Here is a 19,239-nt window from a genome sequence, read left to right on the forward strand (position 1 = left end):
CTCGCGAACTTAGGGAGCTACAATGTGATTTTCTAAAACGCCTATTTTCTCAATCTCGATACGAACTACATCGCCGATCTTCATAAATCCCTGGGGTTGCATTGCCACCCCCACACCTCCTGGAGTTCCTGTAGCGATCACATCACCTGGTTCCAAGGTCATCACTTGCGAAATAAAAGATACAAGAGCCGGAATATCAAAGATCAAATGGCGCGTATTGTCACTTTGTCGCAATTCTCCATTGAGCCATAATTGGATGTCTAATTGGTGGGGATCTAAAATCTCATCCGCAGTAATGAGAACTGGTCCCATGGGTCCCGAATTGTCAAATGACTTGCCTTGTAGCCATTGCGGCGTGCGATGTTGCCAATCCCTTACTGTAATATCGTTCATTGCAGTGTAGCCAGCAACATAAGACATGGCTTCGTCAACTGCAATATACCTCCCTTTTTTACCAATCACGACAGCTAATTCGGCTTCATAATCAAACTGATCCGACACGCGTGGAAACGGGATGTCTGCTTGATGGCCGCATACTGTGTTGCCAAGCTTTGCAAAAAGAACTGGAATCGTCGGTACATCTCGCTTCATCTCCGCCACATGATCATGATAATTGCGGCCAACACACACGATTTTCTGAGGATTTGGGATTGGCGCTAAACGCTTGATTGCCGACGCCTGAAATACATAGTCAGGTAACACTTCATTCACCTGCACTTGCCCCTGCACAAATTCTAAAACCTTGTGCGCCTGACCCAGGCTTTTTGTTCCCCCTTGTAAAAAAGCTAGCGCATGTGAAGGCAAAAGAGCATCTGCGAGTCGCTGTGCAAAAGGCTCACCCTGTTGCTCAAGAAACGCCAGACAAGCGCGGTTCGCATCAAAAACGAGATCGTTGTCAAGCTCTATGCCAAGTCGCCCTTGCCCACAGTTTAAAAAGGAAAGTAGTCTCATGTCCTGCCCCCATTCCCCAAGTGATCGCCCACAACCGTCTGATACTTCTCTGGATAAAGTTCGCTTCGTTCTAACTTCAACCGCTCCATAATCGGCAAGTCATTTGCAGAGAATAGATAGGCATCTGTATTGCCGTCATTTACGTGTTCATGCCACACCCAATTAGGAACGACAAATGTATCACCTGACTGCCAGAAAAAGCGAACTCCATTCATCACGGTGTATCCTTGACCACGAAACACATGGTAAACTGCACTATGCACATGCCGATGTGCCTGTGTCCGATCACCCCGTGCCAACTTTTGCATCATGGCCCCAATTGTATGCCCTGCCGCTTCTCCCGTAGCTGGATTCACATATTCCACAGCAAATCCATCACATGGATCAGGATCAAGTTTGGACAATTGATCCAGGGCTTGCTTTGTCTTTTCCCACTTATAGATTGCCTGTGGCGCATAACGATTGTCTCGGTCCGTAAGCGGCAACAATCCAGGGGCTGTAAAACGCTGAGTAGAGTAATTTTCAGGCTGCGAAATTGGCTGATGAAACTCAGGATAATTTTCAAAAAAAGTAACCCCTAATTGATACACGAATGGAATGTCCAAACAATCAAACCAAAGCATCGGCGTATCGCCTTCATGAACATGATCGTGCCATAATCCTGAGGGCGTAATCAGAAAATCGCCTTCTTCCATCTTCACACGTTCACCTTCTACAAGGGTATAAGCACCAGAACCTTGCAACACAAACCGAATCGCATTTTGATTATGCCGATGCGACGGCGCTCTTTCACCAGGCAGCAAAAGTTGCACCCCTGCATATAACGTATGAGTAAGTGCACCCCATCCCCAGGGTTGCAAATCTTCTAATCCAGGATTCCGAAAAAACACAACACGCCGTTCTCCACCACGATCAGGAGTAACAAGTTCACCCGATTCCATCACTAACCGATATACGTCATCCCACTTCCATAGATAAGGTAGCGCACGCGGGCGCGGCTCTTTACTCATAATCGTTTGGATTGAACTCCACAAGGGTCCAAGATGGAGAGTTTGTAACCGCCCATAATATTCATTTAAGCGGTCGTCCTCTAATTCTTTCTCTTCTCTTGCCACGTGTTCACTTCGCCCCTTTCGTCATACGCCAAACGCTTTTTGCCCATTTCGCAAATCTAATACACGTCGCGCCTTCATCTCAAAACGCGGCAATACACCTGGCGCAACTGTCTCTACTTCAATGCGCAATCCTAAGCGCTCACGCAATTTGACTTGAAGACGTGAAGCCACTTCACTTGTCGCTTCAAGTTGCACTTTTACTTGCAAGAGTTCTTGATGGGAATAGTACACAATACGAAATTCCGCCACCTCTTTAAACTCCCGGATAATCGCCTCCAGTGACTGAGGAAAGATGTTCACTCCACGGACGACGACCATATCGTCGGAGCGTCCTACAAGGCCGCCTGGAAAAAATCGAAATCGATTTCCACAACGACAGGGCTCACTTGCATTGACCACCATATCCCCTGTACGATAACGGATTAGCGGATAGCCATAACGCCCAAAATTTGTGAGAACAAGTTCTCCCATCTGTCCTAGCGGTACAGGTTGATGTGTTTGCGGATGGATCACTTCCGCGAGAAATTGTCTTTCATTCACATGCAACCCACCTTGTTCAACACATGAAAATGCATACGCTCCCATCTCCGTCATTCCCGCATGGTCATAACACTTAGCTCCCCACGCAGACTCAATCGCCTCGCGCACCGCAGGAATTGACGCACCTGGTTCCCCTGCATGAATCAAACAGCGAATCTGTGAATTTTTGATATCCAATCCTTCTTTCGCGGCCACTTCCGCTAAATGCAACGCATAGCTTGGTGTACACAGCAGTACCGTCGCCTGATTGGAAAGGATACTTGTTAAGCGTTCTAGAGAATTTTGTCCACCTCCAGGAATCACTAAAGCACCCAGCTTCTTTGCTCCTTCATAAGCCGCCCAAAAACCGATGAAGGGACCAAAAGAAAATGCAAGGAAAACTCGATCTTCTTTCGTCACTAAAGCGGAGCGCAAAACTTCTACCCAACAATCTGTCCACCACTCCCAACTCTCTTTGGTATCAAGGATTCTCAAAGGACGGCCAGTGGTTCCAGAAGTTTGATGATATCTGACATAACTTGCTTGCGGATAGGAATGATTCGCACCATAAGGCGGACGATTTTGTTGATCTTGAACCAGTTCACTCTTGTGTGTGAAAGGAATTTGGCGAAATTCTGCCATGGTACGAATAGGTAGATGCGTATCTTTTAACTTGACTTTATAAAAGTCATTAAACTGTGCAGCAAACAGCAAAAGTTCATTCGCCTTGCGCAGTTGATACGCTTCCAAACTGGTTTCATAATCATTGGTGGAGTACACATACAATTCTGCTTGTGACATCGCTTTCACCTCGCTCCTGAGATCCTTTATAACAGCACTCAGACTGTGATGATCACGATATCGCGATTTGCCATGTGACAATAGAGTGTGTTCCTTTATAGGAAACGCATCATTCGATCGGGGGGAATGATCGCAAAAGAGGATATAAACTGTGAGAAATATGACGAGCTGCCTTTGCCACGGAGGCCAACAATTCTTCAACTTGCGACAGCTTAACGCGCTGTATTCCGCCAGACACCGCAATAGATGCAAGAACCTTTCCTGTTGGGTCAAAGATTGGACAAGCAACACTGCGAATTTCCTGACATAACGGTTCTTCTCCGTAGGCGTATCCGCTTACTTCTATTTCTTTTAAATATCGCACATCTCGCAGTAGAGCCATTTCAGAGGTACAACCGAAGTGGGATTGCATCACTTGCTGTGCTTGCATGGGTTCTAAAAAAGCGAGCATAGTGAGCCCGCCGATCGTGTTTGGCAATGCTGTCCTTGAACCCATGCAAAACAATCTCCATGCACTATTCGGTTGCTTATATAAGAGCAGGAAGAGGCTCTCATTTTGATCCAGTAATAAGAGATAGCTATCCAGTCCCGTCTGCTGATGCAATTTTTCAACCACTTGCTGTGAAGCACGGAACACTGGATTGCACTCTGCTGCGATGAGACCAAGTTCTAACAAAGCAGTTCCAAGTCGGTATTTACCTGTTAGCTCATCCCTTTCAAGCACTCCTTCTGCGACAAAAGTTTGTATAATCCGCGAGACAATACTCTTTGCAAGCCCTAAACGTCTGCTTATTTCCGTTACGCCTAACAAAGGAGTTCGATCTGAAAATAACGTTAGAATTTTCAATGAATTTGAGGCGGTCACAAGAAGCAAATTTTTGTCATCCTCATTTTTCACCAAATCATCCTCCCATCTTTCCAACGAACATCTTATGGTTGACTCCCCTTATGCAGTCTTTACTGCTGCGCTCTCAGTTCGAACGACAACCTATACGTTCAGAAATAGCGAGTGCTGTATGTTTTGTTAGGCGTCCATACTGTTTAATCATCTCAGTTGTAAACAGATTGACATGTCCAGCCAAACTAACACTTGCAATCGGTCGCATCCGTTCATTAAAAATGGGGGCTCCAATTGAACAAACTCCAAGATCCACCTCTTCCTCCTGAAATGAGTATCCATTCTTGCGCACAAAGTCCAATTCGCGTAAAAGAACGTTGGGATCCATATTTGACTTTACAGTCAACCTCCGCCAACCACTTTCAAACGTCGGTAGCCACTCCTGCACTTCAAGAAATGCGAGCACTGCTTTTCCTGAAGCAGCGATGCTCGCTGGCGCACGCCTGCCAACACGCGAATACAAGTGATCATTGTGTGCATGCGTTATTTTTACAAGCCAAGTCACTTCTCCTTTGTCATAACAAGTAAGATGTGCCACTTGGCCAGATTGCTTCGCTAAATGACGAATAAAGGGAGCCGCTTCTTGGACAAGAGCGAGGTGATTTAAGATAAAATGACTCATTTCAAACATCTGCAAACTAGGTCGATAGTGTGCGCGTTCAGCTACTTTCTCCAAAAAACCCATATTCACAAGCGTCTGCAACAATTTATTAGTCGTAGATTTCGGTAACCCCGTATAGCGTGACACTTGGGCCAAAGACATCTCAGGTCGATCCAAACGAAATAATCGCAAAATGGAAATGATATGTTGAACTGAACTGAGCATATCCTCCCCCCCTTTTCGCGCACTATAATCTTAATATATCGTGACTTCTAAATAAACAAAATATATTTCCGGTAAGATGAACAATGATGACTAGAAGCATTGAGAGTCCCCCCAAAATGCTTCTAGTCATCATTTTCAATCATTTGTATTTTTACTCATTCCTGAGGACAGAGAGTACTTCGGAGCGATGGGGCATAGAGGATTGTGCCCCTGCGGAGGTAACAGAGAGTGCTGAGGCAGTCACTGCGAACCGCAACGACTTTTCAAGTGACAGTTGCTCTGTCACAGCGGCAGCAAACGCCCCCATAAAAGTATCGCCAGCCCCAGTTGTATCCACAACCTGCACTTTCATCGCAGGTACAACAAAACTTTCAGATTGTGCAGTCATACAGAGCGCTCCATGTTCCCCTCGTGTAATCACAACCGCTTTTACATTCCCTTGTAAAAGGAGTTTTGCTGCACAAAATCCCGACTCATCATCTTCAACCGTTTGACCCGTTAATAACGTAGCCTCATATTCATTGACGACAATGTAATCACTCTTCGCGCAAAATTCTATTGCATACTCTTCAATTGGCGATGGGTTATAAAAAATTGGGATCCCTAACTCAAGTGCCCTTGTGAAAACAGCAGCGTTCGTCGATGCAGGGATCTCATTTTGTAAGATGACTCCATCTATAGATTGGAACTTTTCACCTTTCACACGAACGTCATCTGCAGTTAGGACAAAGTTTGCCCCCGGGTTTACAACAATAGAATTCTCGCCTGCTGCGTTGAGCGTAATGAGCGCAATGCCAGTTGGCATGCCCTCTTTCACCACAACTCCCGCTACATCAATACCAAGTGCAGCATATTTATTGCGCAACTCAGATCCAAAAACATCGTCTCCAACAGCCCCAATCATAGCCACGCTCGCCCCCAATCGCGCAGCTGACACAGCTTGATTGGCTCCTTTCCCACCGCTTGCAAAGTTAGAATGTATAGCTCGTACCGTCTCCCCGATCTGCGGGTGCCGTTTTACGCGCAAATAGATATCCATATTCATACTGCCTACAACCAATAAATTCGCCATTACTTTACAAACCCTTTCCCGCGTGCTTGCAAACCCGCTACAACGAGAATGACCGCAACAAAAATATACTCATAGAGTGCAGGGAGTCCTAATAAGACAATCATATCGTCAATGAGACCGATAATCAGTGCTCCTAGCGCTGCTCCCACTACTGAACCACGACCTCCAGTAAAGGGGATTCCACCAAGGATGACTCCTGCAATTGCTTGCAAAGAATATCCCTCACCAGTAACTGGATAAATGGAGGCCTGCCAAGCTGTCATCATCACACCTGCTAATACAGCGAGTACACTTGAAATGATAAAAGCGATGATTTTGATTTTGTCCGTATTAAGACCTACCGTCCGCGCAGACGCTTCATTTGAACCAATACTCTTAAGCCAAGTTCCAAAAGGTGTATAGGAAATCGTGATTTGTCCAGCAATAATGAGGAATAGAGCAATAAAGATCAGATTCGACACACCCAATGTATGCCCCGCGAGTCCCATAAATCCAAAAGGACGATTCGGCGTCACTGAATACGGACTAATATAATTCCCACCATTAAATAAAAGGGCAACTCCCCGCAATCCCCAATACGTTCCTAGTGTTACAATGAACGAGGGGATCCGCCCTTTCGTTACCAACAACCCAACAATAAGCCCCACTATTGCTCCAAAAATAAGTCCGATTGGCACCGCGATGTACGCTGGTTGATCACCAAACACAGAAAGATAAGCGACCAGCATCCCCCCGCTTGCAAATACGCTTTGCACACCTAGATCAATCATGCCTGTAATGACAACAATCGCCTCACCTACTGCGATGATCATTAAAAAACTAGAACTGACTAATAACGCCTCAATGTTTCTTGCCGTTAAAAAAGAGGGGGCAATCATACTCGAAATAAAGAGAGCTAAAATGACAAAAAGAATTGGCCTGCGAACACTGCCATTTTGTCCAAACAATGCTGATAAGAACGATCGCATTCTTGGGATCGAAACTTCGGACGAAGCTGATGCTGCAGATCGATTCACTAGGATTCCCCCTTTTTGACACTGCGGTCTTGGAACATCACACGAACCAAATCTTCAATCGATAAGTTCTGGTTCACTAAGATATCTCGGATTTTGCCGTGCGCAAACACGACAATTCGATCTGCTACTGTTAAGATATCCTCCAACCGATGGCTTACTAAAATAATCGATTTACCATCTGCCTTTAGATCCTTGATCAATTTTAAAACGTCTGCAATTTTCGATACAGAAATGGCCGCTGTAGGTTCATCCATGATAATGAGATCACGAGAAAACAAAAGCGCCCGCGAGATTGCGACAAGTTGTTGCTCTCCTCCAGAGAGCGCCCCTACTTGATCCGTCGGCCTTACTTTTGAATTGAGGGTTTTTAAAACGCGCGCCGTCTTCTCAATCATCTTTGGAGCATTCAAGAACACACCAAAGCGCCGCACCTCTTCACCTAAAAAAGCATTCTGCCAAACTGCCAAATCAGGTGCTAACGACAGATTTTGATAAACCATCTCAATTTTCAAGTTTCTACGCGAAGTCCGCGGAGAAGAAAAAGATACTTTTTCCCCTTTATAATAAAAATCGCCGCGATCTTTTTTGTTATATCCCGATAACAAGCTGAGAAACGTCGATTTCCCCGCACCATTATCTCCAATTAAACCCACGACTTCGCCTGGAAATACATCAAGACTGACATTGTCCACAGCCTTAATCTGACCAAAACTTTTTGTTAATCCACGAATTGAAAGGAGTGGAGTTTTCTCGTGTTTTGCTACATCATTACTCATGTCTAACAATCACCTCCGACACAAAATACGTCAAAAAACTGGGGGGTGCTGTCTTTTTTTTGCGCAGACAAACAGCAACTTTCCCCGATATAAGGTTCATCTTTAAGGTTGAACCTTATATGCCGATGACTTCCCATAAGGCAGTGGCGGCACAACCGCAGGAGTCCCCCATCCCGCAATCGTCGATACATTACTCTTTGTCACAAGCTGCATAGGAATGACGAGATTACCATTTGGAAATTGCGATTGTGGCGGCTTCACTTTACTAGCAAGCAGATTTTGCATCGCCTCGACTGCCCAGAATGCTTCCACATAAGGAGAGTGTGTCACTGTGTCTAATTGAGTGCCGTTTTGTATATCTGTAAGACTTTGTGGTTGTGCGTCTGCACCTACGACAAATACATCTTTCCCTGGATGCAACCCGGCATTTTGCAATGCAGTAATCGCACCAATTGCCATCGCGTCATTCGAAGCAATAACTAATTGGATATTTGGTGTTTTAGCTAGAAATTCGGACATCATCTGCTGTGCGTTACTTGTTGAAAAGTCTGCAGATTGGTTAAAAACAATTTTCGCTTGTCCTTTTTGGATATATGGATTTAAGACGTCCATTGCCCCATTTAAACGGTCAATTGCCGTACTTGATCCAAGCGTCCCTTGTAAGATCGCCACGTTCCAAGGCGTCGGGATGTGGTGTTGTTGCAAATACTGCAGTGCATATTGCGTCTGCAATTGTCCTAGTTTCACATCGCGATCGCCAATAAAGGCGACACGCGCAGAAGGAGTTGATACATCGCGGTCAATTGTAATTACAGGTACGCCACTTGACATCGCTTGTTGTGCAGCGGCTGTCACAGCACCATTGACGGGATTTAAAATAATCCCTTGCACATTGTTCGCAATTGCTTCTTTGATATCAGCGATTTCATCAGACGATGAATTATGTGCGCTAATCACCTGAATGCTCATAGTAGGATATAGCTTCGCGGCCTGTTCCACAGCTTGTGCCATAGGTGCAAAATAAGGAATTGAATATCCAGTAAAAATAAAGTCAATTTTTGTTTTAGATGTTGCAGAACTAGCCCCAGAATTCCCGGTATTCGTTGTCGCAGTGGTCCCGCAGCCCGTCACCACACCTGCGATCAGTGTTGTTCCTGCAATGAAGGCAAGCACTTTTCTCTTCACAACTTTTCCCCCTTATATCTCTTATGTGTTGTCTTTGACATGAAAATGAACAAGCAGCCTGTCCTTTCTTGTATTTTGCCAATCACCCCCTAAAAAAGTCCTCTTCACTTAAAACAACACGCCAGAACGCAAGAGCACATTCGCATAAGATGTCCATTCCCCTGTACGCACCACAGTGTGAGTAAAAGGCAATAAATTTTTGAATTCCTCATGAGTGACAAAAGTCACTGGAGCTGCAATACGCTCACACAATCTAGCACAAAGCTGTGGATGCAATTCTTGAAGTGGTGCTGCCAAAACTGCTGATTCGACATACATCTCCTCTAAAATTGTCTCCAAAACATCGAAGACTGTGGGCATTCCCACTTTAAGTGCAAGGTCAATCACTCGCACTTCGCGCGGAACGGGAAGTCCATAATCCGCTAAAACAATACTTTGTCCATGTCCCAACTCAGCAATTACTTTTGATAATTCACCATGAAGGATCCCGGATTTTTTCATTTATACCTCCATTTTATTGTGGTAACGTTTTCACCTTGGGTAAAAGTGATTTACACTGCGCAAATTCTCGTCTATCTAGGTCGAATTGCGCACCACGAGTTCTAGTTGATACTCCCGAGATTGTGGATTTCCTTGACCATATATGATCTGTTGATGCAACAATTCCACTCCCGCTGTCCCCATAAGATATCCAGGTTGCCGAATCGTCGTCAAAGTCGGAGATATATAAGAAGAAAACGAGATATCATCAAATCCAATCAAGAGAAAATCCTGTGGGATTTTTAGGCCCATCGTCTGCGCTGCTTGAATAATTCCAAGTGCCATCATATCGTTCCCAGCAAAAATCCCATCTGGCAACCCGTCATCCAAGATCTGCTCCAAACATCGATAGCCACTTTCAAAGCGAAAATTTCCTTGAATTATTTTCCCCGTTGCGCCGAATTCTTGAATCGCTCGCAAAAATCCTTGATGTCGCAAAGTAGCTGAGGGAGAATTGATAGGACCACGAACATGGATTAACCGCTTACATCCACGTTCAATCAAATGTTTTGTCGCAATATACCCGCCCTTTTCATTGTCAATCCAAACGCAATTCACTTGCTGAGACGTTTTTTGATCAACTAGTACAAAAGGCAGGTCTGATAAAACAGATTGTAATCTTTGCTCTGGACTTCGTGCGCCGACAACGACGATGCCCTCTACCCACTTCCCTTTCAAAATGTCGATATAGGATTGCTCTCGTTCAATCTTCCAGTCTGAATTACAAAGAATCACGGATAAACCAAGTGCGCTTGCTGCATCTTCTATGCCACGAGCCACATCAGAAAAAAAGGGGTTGGATACATCAGGTATCAATAATCCAATGGATGAGGTCTTTCGACTAACCAATCCTCGCGCCACATTATTCGGTGTAAAATGCAACTCTTCCATCACTTTTAAGACACGCTGTCTCGAATCTGCACTCACATAGCCAGTTTCATTGAGAACCCTAGACACCGTGCTCACAGATACCCCAGCTAATCTTGCTACATCTTTAATTGTTGGCATCGCTTTCACCTATATAAAACTTCGACTATCGGTCTGATCTTTTCTTATCCCGATGTGGTAACGTTTCCACCACTATAATGCGAAAACTACGGTTTGTCAATCATTGAGCCATCCCAGTTTGATCAATGGTTTTACATGATCTCTCGTTTAGCATACCATCATGTTATCACTTTACATTTTATTCAGATCATCGATTGATCTGAGATATGGAGGGTTCATGTGAATCGACTTTTCTATACTGTTTTAGTCATCGCAACTACTGCCTTGATGGGATCATCATTTGCAGTCGGTAAAATTGATATGGAATATATCTCTCCTCTTCTCTTGGTTGGAATTCGCTTTACTCTAGCAGGTCTCGTAATGGCGTTCCTTGTTCTTCGCCGACAACTCCCGCATACGCTCGGCGACTGGGTCCACATTTTCATGATTGGATTATTCCAAACCACCGGCGTGATGGCGAGTATCTTTATCAGCATGCGCACGATTTCAGCAGGTGAGTCCGCAATTCTGACTTTTTCTAACCCTCTGTTTGTCATTCTTTTTGGTACCCTATTCCTTAGAATACACTATCGATTGATCCAATGGACCGGTGTTTTAGCAGGATTTATCGGCGTATTTATCACACTTGGCATGCAACTTCATGTCCATTCTGGAACTTGGATTGGACTTGCCGGAGCTATCTCTTGGGCCATTGCAACTTTACTTATAAAAAGATGGAACGCTCGATTTGATCTATGGGTTCTCACCGCTTACCAGATGTTATTTGGAGGAATTGTTTTGCTCATTTTCTCGCTAACTCTTGAGCACACTCACCTCGTTTTGAATTTCGTTTCTGTCTCTGCGTTACTTTGGTTAGCAATCATGGGCTCCATCGTACAATTTGCGATTTGGTTTTATTTGCTACAGAAAAATGATCCAGCCAAAACAAGTGCCTTTTTATTTTTAGCTCCTTTTTTTGGGATATTATCAGGGTGGCTTCTCCTTGCAGAGCCAATTTCATGGTTTGTCGCATTGGGCAGTTTACTTATCTTCATTGGAATTTTCCTCGTCAATTGGCCCCAAGCAAGCGATTAAAGATCCAGCTGATTGCCTAAACTAAATACAACCCTGTCGTTTACAGTTCCCTTCACCTTTACCACAATCTATACAGGGGAATCCTTGCATGGGAGAGCCGTAATGAATTCTTTGCCACCTGTTCGCTATTTTGTCGGTTGTCTTTTGATTGCCGCGTTTACTGTTTTTATTGAACGAAACGCACACATCTCCGCTGGAGGAGTCAGCGGTCTAAGTATCGGAATCGCAGATCTTTTGCACACGAGTGTCGGAGTCGCGAATTTTTTTATCAAAAGCATGATTTTTGGATTTGTACTTGCTTATGGCGGGAAAGCTACCGCATTCTGGACGTTGCTAGGAGCTGTAATGACCAGTCTCGCGATGTGGTTATTTGAAATGATTCCCGTGGATGTGGATTGGTCAAAATGGAGCGCCTTTTTGCTCATCTTACTATTTTCCAAATTCCCAATTGGTTTGCTCATATCAAAAGGATATTCCACGGGCGGATATACGGCAATTGCACAAGTCATGCATCAAAGGCATCGCATCCCACTTTGGATCACTTTGCTTTCGCTTAACTCACTGTCGATACTTGCCATGTATATTGCGCAAGGTCCTACTGCAGGTATTCTCACAACGATTCTTGCACTCTCTGCCGGAATGTCTACGCAACTTTGGTCGACGATTACAAGCAAACTATTAGATAGACAGAATTGGGAAACCTCACAAGCATCTTGAAAACACCTCTTCGTGTATAATTAGCTAGAAATTCATCAGATTTCAAATCGTCCAACGCGTTCCCTGAGCCCTTCAGATAAAGCGGTTAAGTCGTGGACTGACGCGGAGATTTCCTGCACAGTCGCCAAACATTCTGCCGTGCTTTGCACATTTTGCTGAGATCCCAGTGCAACCATTTGCAAATTCTCGGTCAGTCCCGAAATGCGCTCTACCGAATCTTCAATTGCGGTACCTGCCGTTCGCACAGAGTCCATAATTTCATTCGCGATGGGCACCACCGCTTGTACAGACTCAAGAATATTCGAAAAAGACGCGCGTGCATCCTGTGCGACATCCTGGCTTTGTGTTACAAATCCCATAGATTCCTTCATGCTATTCATGAGTTCTACTACCAGTTGCTGATTGTGTTGAATGATTTGTTCAATTTCACTCGCAGCAGATCGACTACGTTCTGCCAGTGAACGCACCTCACTTGCGACCACTGCGAATCCGCGCCCATGTTCCCCTGCCCGCGCAGCTTCAATCGCAGCGTTAAAAGCGAGTAAATGGGTTTGCTCTGTAATCCCTTTAATCGTATTGACGATCGAACCTATCGCTCGTGAAGTTTGTCCCAAATCCGATGCGTGATGATAGGTTGTTTCTGTGATTATCTGTATATTTTTCATGCTTTCTGTCACATTTTCAATCAGTTGATTCCCTAAATCTGTATTCCCTTTTGCTCTCTCAACAGCTCCTCGAACCAGTTCGACCTTTTTTATAATTTCCTCACTTTGTTGACGAATAGAGACCATCCGTTGCTTCATCACGCTCAAGGAGTCAATTGCTTTCTCACTCACATTGGAAAACTCACTCGCAGTGACAGCAATATGATTCACAGCTCCCCCCATTTCATCCATCGCTACACCTAACTCGCCAGTGCTCTCTGCTACTGCATGTGCATCCTTCATGATTTGTTTTACAAGTATTGCAATTGAGGCCAATAAGTCATTCGTCACATTAGCCAAATCTTGAATTTCGTCTCTGCTGTGAACATCTTCAATCCGTTTGCGCAAATCACCATTTGCCAAAGCAATACTCTCTAAGATGGCAATCACCCGTTTGAGATGCTTTGGTGTCTGAAATGTGGCTGGAACTCCAACCCCAATCGAGATCGCAATCGCCAATAACAATAAACCAAGGATCAATAGAACCGTTTGCTTAACCTGAGACGATAAATTTTCTGCATCTTGGTTAACTTGAATTTCTTCATAATGAATAAATCGACCGATCTCATCGATCGCCGCTGTTCGAAATGTGTCACCTGCACCAGAAGTGTCCTGCTGAATGGCAATGATCACATCCCCACGATTCCGCATTTGAATTAATTGCCCTGCATAACTCACATAATCTTTAACCGATGTATTTGCAGATTCCAGTGCTTGTAACGATGGATCACTCGTTGCAAGCAATCCCTTCAATACATCGTAAACATTCTCATATTGCCGTATGGCAGGATAATAACTAGATTGCAAGATGAATGGATTTCCCGTGACAAGATAAGTTTGCATTCCTAAATCCAGTGCCAATAAATCTTCCTTAAGTACGTTCCCGTATTTAATAATTTTCAAATCTTGCATAGCCACTGTATTTACTTCTGCTTGTAGAGCAAATAACCTCGTCATTAATAAAATCCCTAATAACACAATAATTGATAGGATAGACAAAAAGGCCCCGCCTACCTTTACTTTAATCGAAACGTGACGCTCTCTTAATTGCCAAAAGGAATCGTGGAACCTCCGTTTCACTCCCTCAGTAACGCTTTCCCATAATCTTTTTTTCATGGCTTTCCTCCACTGATTATCCTATACATCTAAGGCAAAGCACCTACGATGCGAATTTTTGCAGTTCGCTCGACAGCCGCAATCTTTTGTTCCCACATTTGCATCTGACGTTGCCGAATGAAGGATTGAATAATTTGCGATTTCACTTGTGCATAAGGGAGCATGTGACGTTGCAATACGTCGAAGATCACATAATTTGCACCAATGTGTATTGCTGAACTGGGTTTGCCAATCGGTGCTGCCATGAGCGTTTGTTGAACCGCCAGAGGAAGTGAAACGAGCGGTTTATTTGTCCACTCAAAGATCGCTGAAGATGACCCTCGACTAAGTTCTGGTACCATTTGTTCGACTTGTTGTACACTATCACCTACTACTTGTTTAACAGTTACGTTTGTAAAATACGCAGGGTGAGAATGATAAAATTTTTCTAATTCTGTGTTTGATGGAGCTGCCACTGTGAGATGTTTTTGATATGCCTCAATTGCCAAGCTAGCGCGCGCCCAATTTGCTAGATCCATTTCGCTAATGTGAAAATGGTCTAGACTCTGGTTAAATGCTTGCTCACTTCCATGATAGCTATACAGCGTAATTTCACGTTTGAACTGCTGAACTAACGATACAATTTGCACGTTCGAAACCGCAGGTTGGGATTTCATAATTTGTGGCAATAAGACCTTGTATACGGAAATGTAGACTTTTAGAAACTGACTCTTCATTGCCCCCGTGAGAATCGCATGAGGTTGCATCAATCGAACTTGCATATCTAGCGCTTGAATGAATTCCGAACGTGAAATCACTCCCCCTTGATAAACGGCGATCGTCGAAGTCCTCGGTAATAAATGTAAACTTTCATTAGTCTGTGCTGAACATCCCACCAGCAATCCACTGAATCCCCATAGACTCATGTAGAAAAGTAGTTTTTGAAGACGGTTCTTCATTCATCTCTCTCCCCATGTTCACGCGACGCGCTTCGTACGATGTAGGGTGCGATCTTAATAAGATCACACCCTACAACTTGGATTAAGGCTGAGAAATCCACGGATTGTAGTTATTCCCGTTGTTGTTATCCCATGTTCCCGCTTGGTTGTAGAATGCTGCATTTAACTGACTTCCTGACGGAACAATGATGTTTGCCGCCCAGTACCCGTTTCCTAGGTTCGTCATCGGTGTATTTGTGACCCCGTTCCAATTGTTATACCCCCAGTGTAAGGTGATAGAGGTCGTCGCAGAGGAGGTACTTAAAGAACCATCGTAATAAATCGTGGCAGGTTGTCCCCCAACCAAGGGATTCGGCCAGGTATCTATCGGTGACGCAACAGGAGTATGGCTACCTGAGTTAATCGTGTAATTCCAATTCCCCCCGCCATTGTTATCCCATGTTGTCTCACCTGAATTTGTAAAGGCAAAATTTAGTGATGTAGCGGTCGTTGGAACACTGATTGTCGTCTCCCAGAAGCCATCCGGTCGCTGAATCATCTGCTGATTCATCGGATTCACCCAATTGTTATAGCCCCAATGTAAGTAGATGGGGTTGGAACCTTGCAGTGGACTTCCATCGTTTGCAGGATTGTAGAAGATGGTCAATGCGTCACCCTGAACGAGTTGATTTGAATTTAAATCGACTGTATATCCTGAATGCGGCTGATATGCGTTCGCCACAAAGTGGTCATACACCGTCATCGGCATGCCCGGCAATTGACTATTTCCAGCATTAAAATTGGCTTGAGCCGCCACAAGTGAAATATATTGTGCCATTGACCAATCGAGCGGGTTCATCGAATTGGCTGGCGTCCCCGCAGTGTACCCAGACGGTGGATTGTTCTGCCAAACTTGTTCAGGAATCATGTAACTGCCATTTGCAAAACTTTGCATATCGGTGATGTAAGAGCTCACAGAGTGGCCCAATAAAAATTGATCTTGCGCGTATTCAGCAGTTAAAATCGGCCATAATCCACCAATCCCACCTGTGCCATCAAAATTAGCACCTGTCGACGTAGAACCATATCCGTCATGGTTATAACGGAAAAACGAGATGCTTCCGTTGGGGAAAGTCTCCTCTAACGAGCCAGCAGATTCACCAGCATTCGGGTTAGCAGTGACAGCAAGAGAACTCGTAATGTAGGGACTTTGTGCTGATTTGATACCCAAAATCGCCAATTGTAAGTAGCCGTTATCGACGATTGCATTTTCGTTATAAGTTCCTCCGCCATTGGCAATGGTGACACTAGCACCATTGTTTGGGTTAGCACCAGGAGCAATGCGAATAAAATACTGTCCATTGCCAAATGGTCCATTTGTCGTATAAGTCCAATCTGGAATCAACGCAGCCCAGTAGTCTGCAGTATGTTGGAAGAGTGCCGCATTTGTTGTATCGCCGTTCAATGCGGCAATTTTAGAAGCTAAATACAGACCCGCCACTTCAGCTGCCATCGTGGAAGGGGAGTATCCCGCATTTTCTTCCCAGCGTTCGAGGGGAGTATAAGGCCCATTTGCCACAAGATATTTAGCAGCTGGAAGAATGTGATCCGCATAGGTTGTTGCGTTTACGGTACTGGGATCATAATTGCGCAGTTTCCATGCAAGAATAATCGGATAAGCGGTCTGATCCATCTCTACGCCTGTCCAAAAAGGAATCCCATTGACAAAAGAATTTTGTGGAAAATGTCCATCACTTTCTTGCTGATCGTTAAACAAAAACCATAGCGCGGCATCAGCATCTGCTAAATCTCCATCTAAAATCATTGCGCTCGCACTATTGTATAAATCACGTGCCCACGCCAGGTGATATCCCTCGTCTCCAGGTCCATTCGTATTGCCCCATGGTGTCCCGATCCCAGCCACAATAGCCCCTGTACTCGGATCCTGAGCAGCTTTCAACACCATCGTTGCCATATTGTATTGCTCTCCGCCAATGCCTCCATATTGATTGAGGCTGCTCTCATAGTTGTTCCATTGGCTGATGTATGAATTTTCCGTGGCACCTGGATTGCTGGCGAGATTCGTTAGCTCATTGGCCGCATTACTTTCTGCAGCAGCTGCAGTCGCTCCAAAGCCAACTACGACATCAAACGTGACACTGGTCTGATTGGCAACCGGATTTAAATTAAACTCCCCCATATTTGCCACATTTCCATTTTGAGCTAAATCATAGGCATCCGTCATCGTATAACTTGGTGTACTGCCCCCGAGCAAATTGGTCAATCCATCATTGACTCCAACAAAACCATTTGAAAGCATCAATGTGTTATTCTGTGTTAGCCACCCTAGTCCATTCCCTACTGCCAATGCAGATGCATTGCTCGCGTTACCGCCAGTATCTTCCCCGGTAGTGACCAACATGTCTTGGCCATTATAATCGACTGTCTGTCCTGTATCGTTGTTTCCGTTCCCATATTGAGCTGGGTTTGCGTACACATACAGTAAATAATCTCCCAAAGTTCCCTTCAATGCAGTAAATGTCACTTGCTGAATAACCACTGGACTGTTCGGATCTGTATAGATTGTCTTTTTGATCTGCCAATCACCATTGGTTCCAGTATTGGTAACATTCCATGCTAAAGCGTTATTGTTTACTAAGGTCACCGAATGCGTAGAGTTGGAACGTTCTGTTTGATCCCACGTATTCCCTGCATCCCCGACGATAAATTGCAAATCTTTATAATCTGGCGTGTCTACCCATGGATAAAACATTTCCGTAATCACGCCATTTGCTCCCGTGAACCATACATCGTCCGCTGTGCTTGCAGGATTCTCCGCTCGCCCTAAAAACGTCTTGTTTGACGGAGCCCAAGTTGCCCCATTCCCAGGCCCGTCCGGTGCCGTCCCCGTATTAATTGTTGCCGCAGAAACTCCCGGTAAGATCGATGTGGATAATGCAAACAGAATTCCGAATGTCAAAAAAAACCGTCTGCCCCATCGTGTTTCCAACATCAGTTATGCTCCCTCCCTTTCATTCCTGTAATTTCTTTTGTGTTGTACTGAACTGTGCATAATTTATTCCTTTTTGCTCCCCCTTTACTTAATGGCTGGGGATTGTTCACCACCTCCTATGATTGCGCTTTCAACGAACATTTGACCTCATAAAATACAAAATTATTAGATAACAATAGTCATCTGCCCGCTTACTCTATGAGAATGATCCATGCTATCTACGATAACATTACAGAGTTCAGATAATACAGTAGGTTTGTTTTTACATTAAACTATTCCAATAGAGAAATCAACAATTCACAGAACTTTTTTCACGCATTTTTAGCTCCCTCCGCGAATTATCGACATGAAAATCTCCCCTCGTTGGTGAAAAAACTCACCAAGTGGGGAGATACCTGCGAATTTTATAAGAAGCACTCCTACTCGCTTGTTTAACAACTAAAATACAGTTTACTCGCTTTCGCTAAAGCGAGTAAACTGATAAGGAAGAAGTGACTTTGGAACGTGAGCAAGAGTTCCTAACTCTCTCGTCGCTTCCGCCCAAGCAAGCAACTCGTGATAGGGCTCTTCCGTAGAAAATCCACCAAACCATAGTTGAACATCTTTACTAAGAATGCTGACCACATTCGCAATGTCGCAAGGTCCCAGACAGCCACTAATCGTCAATTGCACTGTTTTCAACAACTTTCTTTCCTTCCAAGTCTTTTTCAACCACTCTAATGGAATGGCTGGCCTGCCCTTATCTGTTCTCCCACAACAACAACCGGAGCAAACGACAACTTGTGCTAGTACCTTCCGTTTTGTTGCTATGTACCCTTGAACTTCTATTTCTTCTGTCTCCACTCTGGCAACCTCCTTGTCTGTGAACACATGGATCTTCATACTAACATGTTTTCGAGCCTCTCACTCAATACCGACTAATCGAGTAGGAGGGGGCGGCTAGCCCCCGACCTCTCACACCACCGTACATGCGGGTCCGCATACGGCGGTT

Annotated in this window: 17 protein-coding genes; 2 read left to right on the top strand and 15 right to left on the bottom strand. The window is 44.6% G+C overall.

Annotation, left to right across the window (positions count from 1 at the left end):
* Positions 1-9: 9 nt before the first annotated feature.
* From BM613_RS10320 to BM613_RS10370, 11 genes are all read right to left on the bottom strand, one after another.
* Complete coding sequence (locus BM613_RS10320; protein WP_109431099.1) at positions 10-951, bottom strand: fumarylacetoacetate hydrolase family protein; 942 nt, start codon at positions 949-951, stop codon at positions 10-12.
* Positions 948-2,066, bottom strand: coding sequence for a cupin domain-containing protein (locus BM613_RS10325; RefSeq protein WP_245926353.1), 1,119 nt, complete (start codon positions 2,064-2,066; stop codon positions 948-950). Before BM613_RS10325 ends, BM613_RS10320 begins: the two co-directional genes overlap by 4 nt.
* Positions 2,067-2,087: 21 nt before the next feature.
* Entirely contained in the window at positions 2,088-3,386 is a 1,299-nt protein-coding gene (locus tag BM613_RS10330) for a phenylacetate--CoA ligase family protein (RefSeq protein WP_109431100.1), read from the bottom strand.
* Between the two features lie 109 nt (positions 3,387-3,495).
* The gene (locus BM613_RS10335) at positions 3,496-4,284 is read right to left on the bottom strand and encodes an IclR family transcriptional regulator (RefSeq protein ID WP_146192793.1); all 789 of its coding nucleotides are present in this window, start codon (positions 4,282-4,284) and stop codon (positions 3,496-3,498) included.
* Between the two features lie 73 nt (positions 4,285-4,357).
* Complete coding sequence (locus tag BM613_RS10340) at positions 4,358-5,110, bottom strand: IclR family transcriptional regulator (protein ID WP_109431102.1); 753 nt, start codon at positions 5,108-5,110, stop codon at positions 4,358-4,360.
* 151 nt (positions 5,111-5,261) lie between these two features.
* Positions 5,262-6,182, bottom strand: coding sequence for a ribokinase (gene rbsK / locus BM613_RS10345; protein ID WP_109431103.1), 921 nt, complete (start codon positions 6,180-6,182; stop codon positions 5,262-5,264).
* Positions 6,182-7,198, bottom strand: a complete 1,017-nt coding sequence (locus BM613_RS10350; RefSeq protein ID WP_219930674.1) for an ABC transporter permease — start codon at positions 7,196-7,198, stop codon at positions 6,182-6,184. Before BM613_RS10350 ends, rbsK begins: the two co-directional genes overlap by 1 nt.
* On the bottom strand, positions 7,198-7,974 hold the full coding sequence (locus tag BM613_RS10355; protein WP_109431104.1) for an ATP-binding cassette domain-containing protein: 777 nt from the start codon (positions 7,972-7,974) through the stop codon (positions 7,198-7,200). The genes BM613_RS10350 and BM613_RS10355 overlap by 1 nt, the downstream gene beginning before the upstream one ends.
* Positions 7,975-8,076: 102 nt before the next feature.
* Positions 8,077-9,159, bottom strand: coding sequence for a sugar ABC transporter substrate-binding protein (locus tag BM613_RS10360; protein ID WP_109431105.1), 1,083 nt, complete (start codon positions 9,157-9,159; stop codon positions 8,077-8,079).
* Between the two features lie 108 nt (positions 9,160-9,267).
* The gene (gene rbsD, locus BM613_RS10365) at positions 9,268-9,660 is read right to left on the bottom strand and encodes a D-ribose pyranase (RefSeq protein WP_109431106.1); all 393 of its coding nucleotides are present in this window, start codon (positions 9,658-9,660) and stop codon (positions 9,268-9,270) included.
* Between the two features lie 75 nt (positions 9,661-9,735).
* The gene (locus BM613_RS10370) at positions 9,736-10,707 is read right to left on the bottom strand and encodes a LacI family DNA-binding transcriptional regulator (protein WP_109431107.1); all 972 of its coding nucleotides are present in this window, start codon (positions 10,705-10,707) and stop codon (positions 9,736-9,738) included.
* A gap of 219 nt (positions 10,708-10,926) precedes the next feature.
* Here BM613_RS10370 and BM613_RS10375 point away from each other — a divergent pair, with 219 nt between their 5' ends.
* Both BM613_RS10375 and BM613_RS10380 read left to right on the top strand, forming a co-directional pair.
* The gene (locus BM613_RS10375; RefSeq protein ID WP_109431108.1) at positions 10,927-11,781 is read left to right on the top strand and encodes a DMT family transporter; all 855 of its coding nucleotides are present in this window, start codon (positions 10,927-10,929) and stop codon (positions 11,779-11,781) included.
* A 102-nt stretch (positions 11,782-11,883) separates the two neighbouring features.
* Complete coding sequence (locus BM613_RS10380) at positions 11,884-12,498, top strand: YitT family protein (RefSeq protein ID WP_109431109.1); 615 nt, start codon at positions 11,884-11,886, stop codon at positions 12,496-12,498.
* A gap of 35 nt (positions 12,499-12,533) precedes the next feature.
* On the opposite strand, the gene BM613_RS10385 is transcribed toward BM613_RS10380, so the two are convergent.
* The 4 genes from BM613_RS10385 to BM613_RS10400 form a co-directional block, all read right to left on the bottom strand.
* Positions 12,534-14,318, bottom strand: a complete 1,785-nt coding sequence (locus BM613_RS10385; RefSeq protein WP_109431110.1) for a methyl-accepting chemotaxis protein — start codon at positions 14,316-14,318, stop codon at positions 12,534-12,536.
* A 29-nt stretch (positions 14,319-14,347) separates the two neighbouring features.
* Positions 14,348-15,256, bottom strand: a complete 909-nt coding sequence (locus BM613_RS10390; protein WP_109431111.1) for a hypothetical protein — start codon at positions 15,254-15,256, stop codon at positions 14,348-14,350.
* Positions 15,257-15,338: 82 nt separating this feature from the next.
* Positions 15,339-18,248 carry a carbohydrate-binding protein gene (locus BM613_RS10395; RefSeq protein ID WP_109431112.1) on the bottom strand — a complete coding sequence of 970 codons (2,910 nt, stop codon included), beginning with the start codon at positions 18,246-18,248 and terminating at the stop codon, positions 15,339-15,341.
* Positions 18,249-18,698: 450 nt separating this feature from the next.
* Positions 18,699-19,091, bottom strand: coding sequence for a (2Fe-2S) ferredoxin domain-containing protein (locus tag BM613_RS10400; protein WP_245926354.1), 393 nt, complete (start codon positions 19,089-19,091; stop codon positions 18,699-18,701).
* Between the last annotated feature and the right edge of the window lie 148 nt (positions 19,092-19,239).

The sequence above is a fragment of the Sulfoacidibacillus thermotolerans genome, from assembly GCF_003144315.1.
GTDB classification, from domain to species: Bacteria; Bacillota; Bacilli; order Alicyclobacillales; family SLC66; genus Sulfoacidibacillus; species Sulfoacidibacillus thermotolerans.

What these genes read in the sequence shown, in the direction of transcription:
- BM613_RS10370 (WP_109431107.1), bottom strand. Translation starts at nt 10,707, where the DNA reads ATGCCAACAATTAAAGATGTAGCAAGATTAGCTGGGGTATCTGTGAGC.
- rbsK (WP_109431103.1), bottom strand. Translation starts at nt 6,182, where the DNA reads ATGGCGAATTTATTGGTTGTAGGCAGTATGAATATGGATATCTATTTG.
- BM613_RS10340 (WP_109431102.1), bottom strand. Translation starts at nt 5,110, where the DNA reads ATGCTCAGTTCAGTTCAACATATCATTTCCATTTTGCGATTATTTCGT.
- BM613_RS10390 (WP_109431111.1), bottom strand. Translation starts at nt 15,256, where the DNA reads ATGAAGAACCGTCTTCAAAAACTACTTTTCTACATGAGTCTATGGGGA.
- BM613_RS10320 (WP_109431099.1), bottom strand. Translation starts at nt 951, where the DNA reads ATGAGACTACTTTCCTTTTTAAACTGTGGGCAAGGGCGACTTGGCATA.
- BM613_RS10330 (WP_109431100.1), bottom strand. Translation starts at nt 3,386, where the DNA reads ATGTCACAAGCAGAATTGTATGTGTACTCCACCAATGATTATGAAACC.
- BM613_RS10395 (WP_109431112.1), bottom strand. Translation starts at nt 18,248, where the DNA reads ATGTTGGAAACACGATGGGGCAGACGGTTTTTTTTGACATTCGGAATT.
- BM613_RS10385 (WP_109431110.1), bottom strand. Translation starts at nt 14,318, where the DNA reads ATGAAAAAAAGATTATGGGAAAGCGTTACTGAGGGAGTGAAACGGAGG.
- BM613_RS10355 (WP_109431104.1), bottom strand. Translation starts at nt 7,974, where the DNA reads ATGAGTAATGATGTAGCAAAACACGAGAAAACTCCACTCCTTTCAATT.
- BM613_RS10380 (WP_109431109.1), top strand. Translation starts at nt 11,884, where the DNA reads ATGAATTCTTTGCCACCTGTTCGCTATTTTGTCGGTTGTCTTTTGATT.
- rbsD (WP_109431106.1), bottom strand. Translation starts at nt 9,660, where the DNA reads ATGAAAAAATCCGGGATCCTTCATGGTGAATTATCAAAAGTAATTGCT.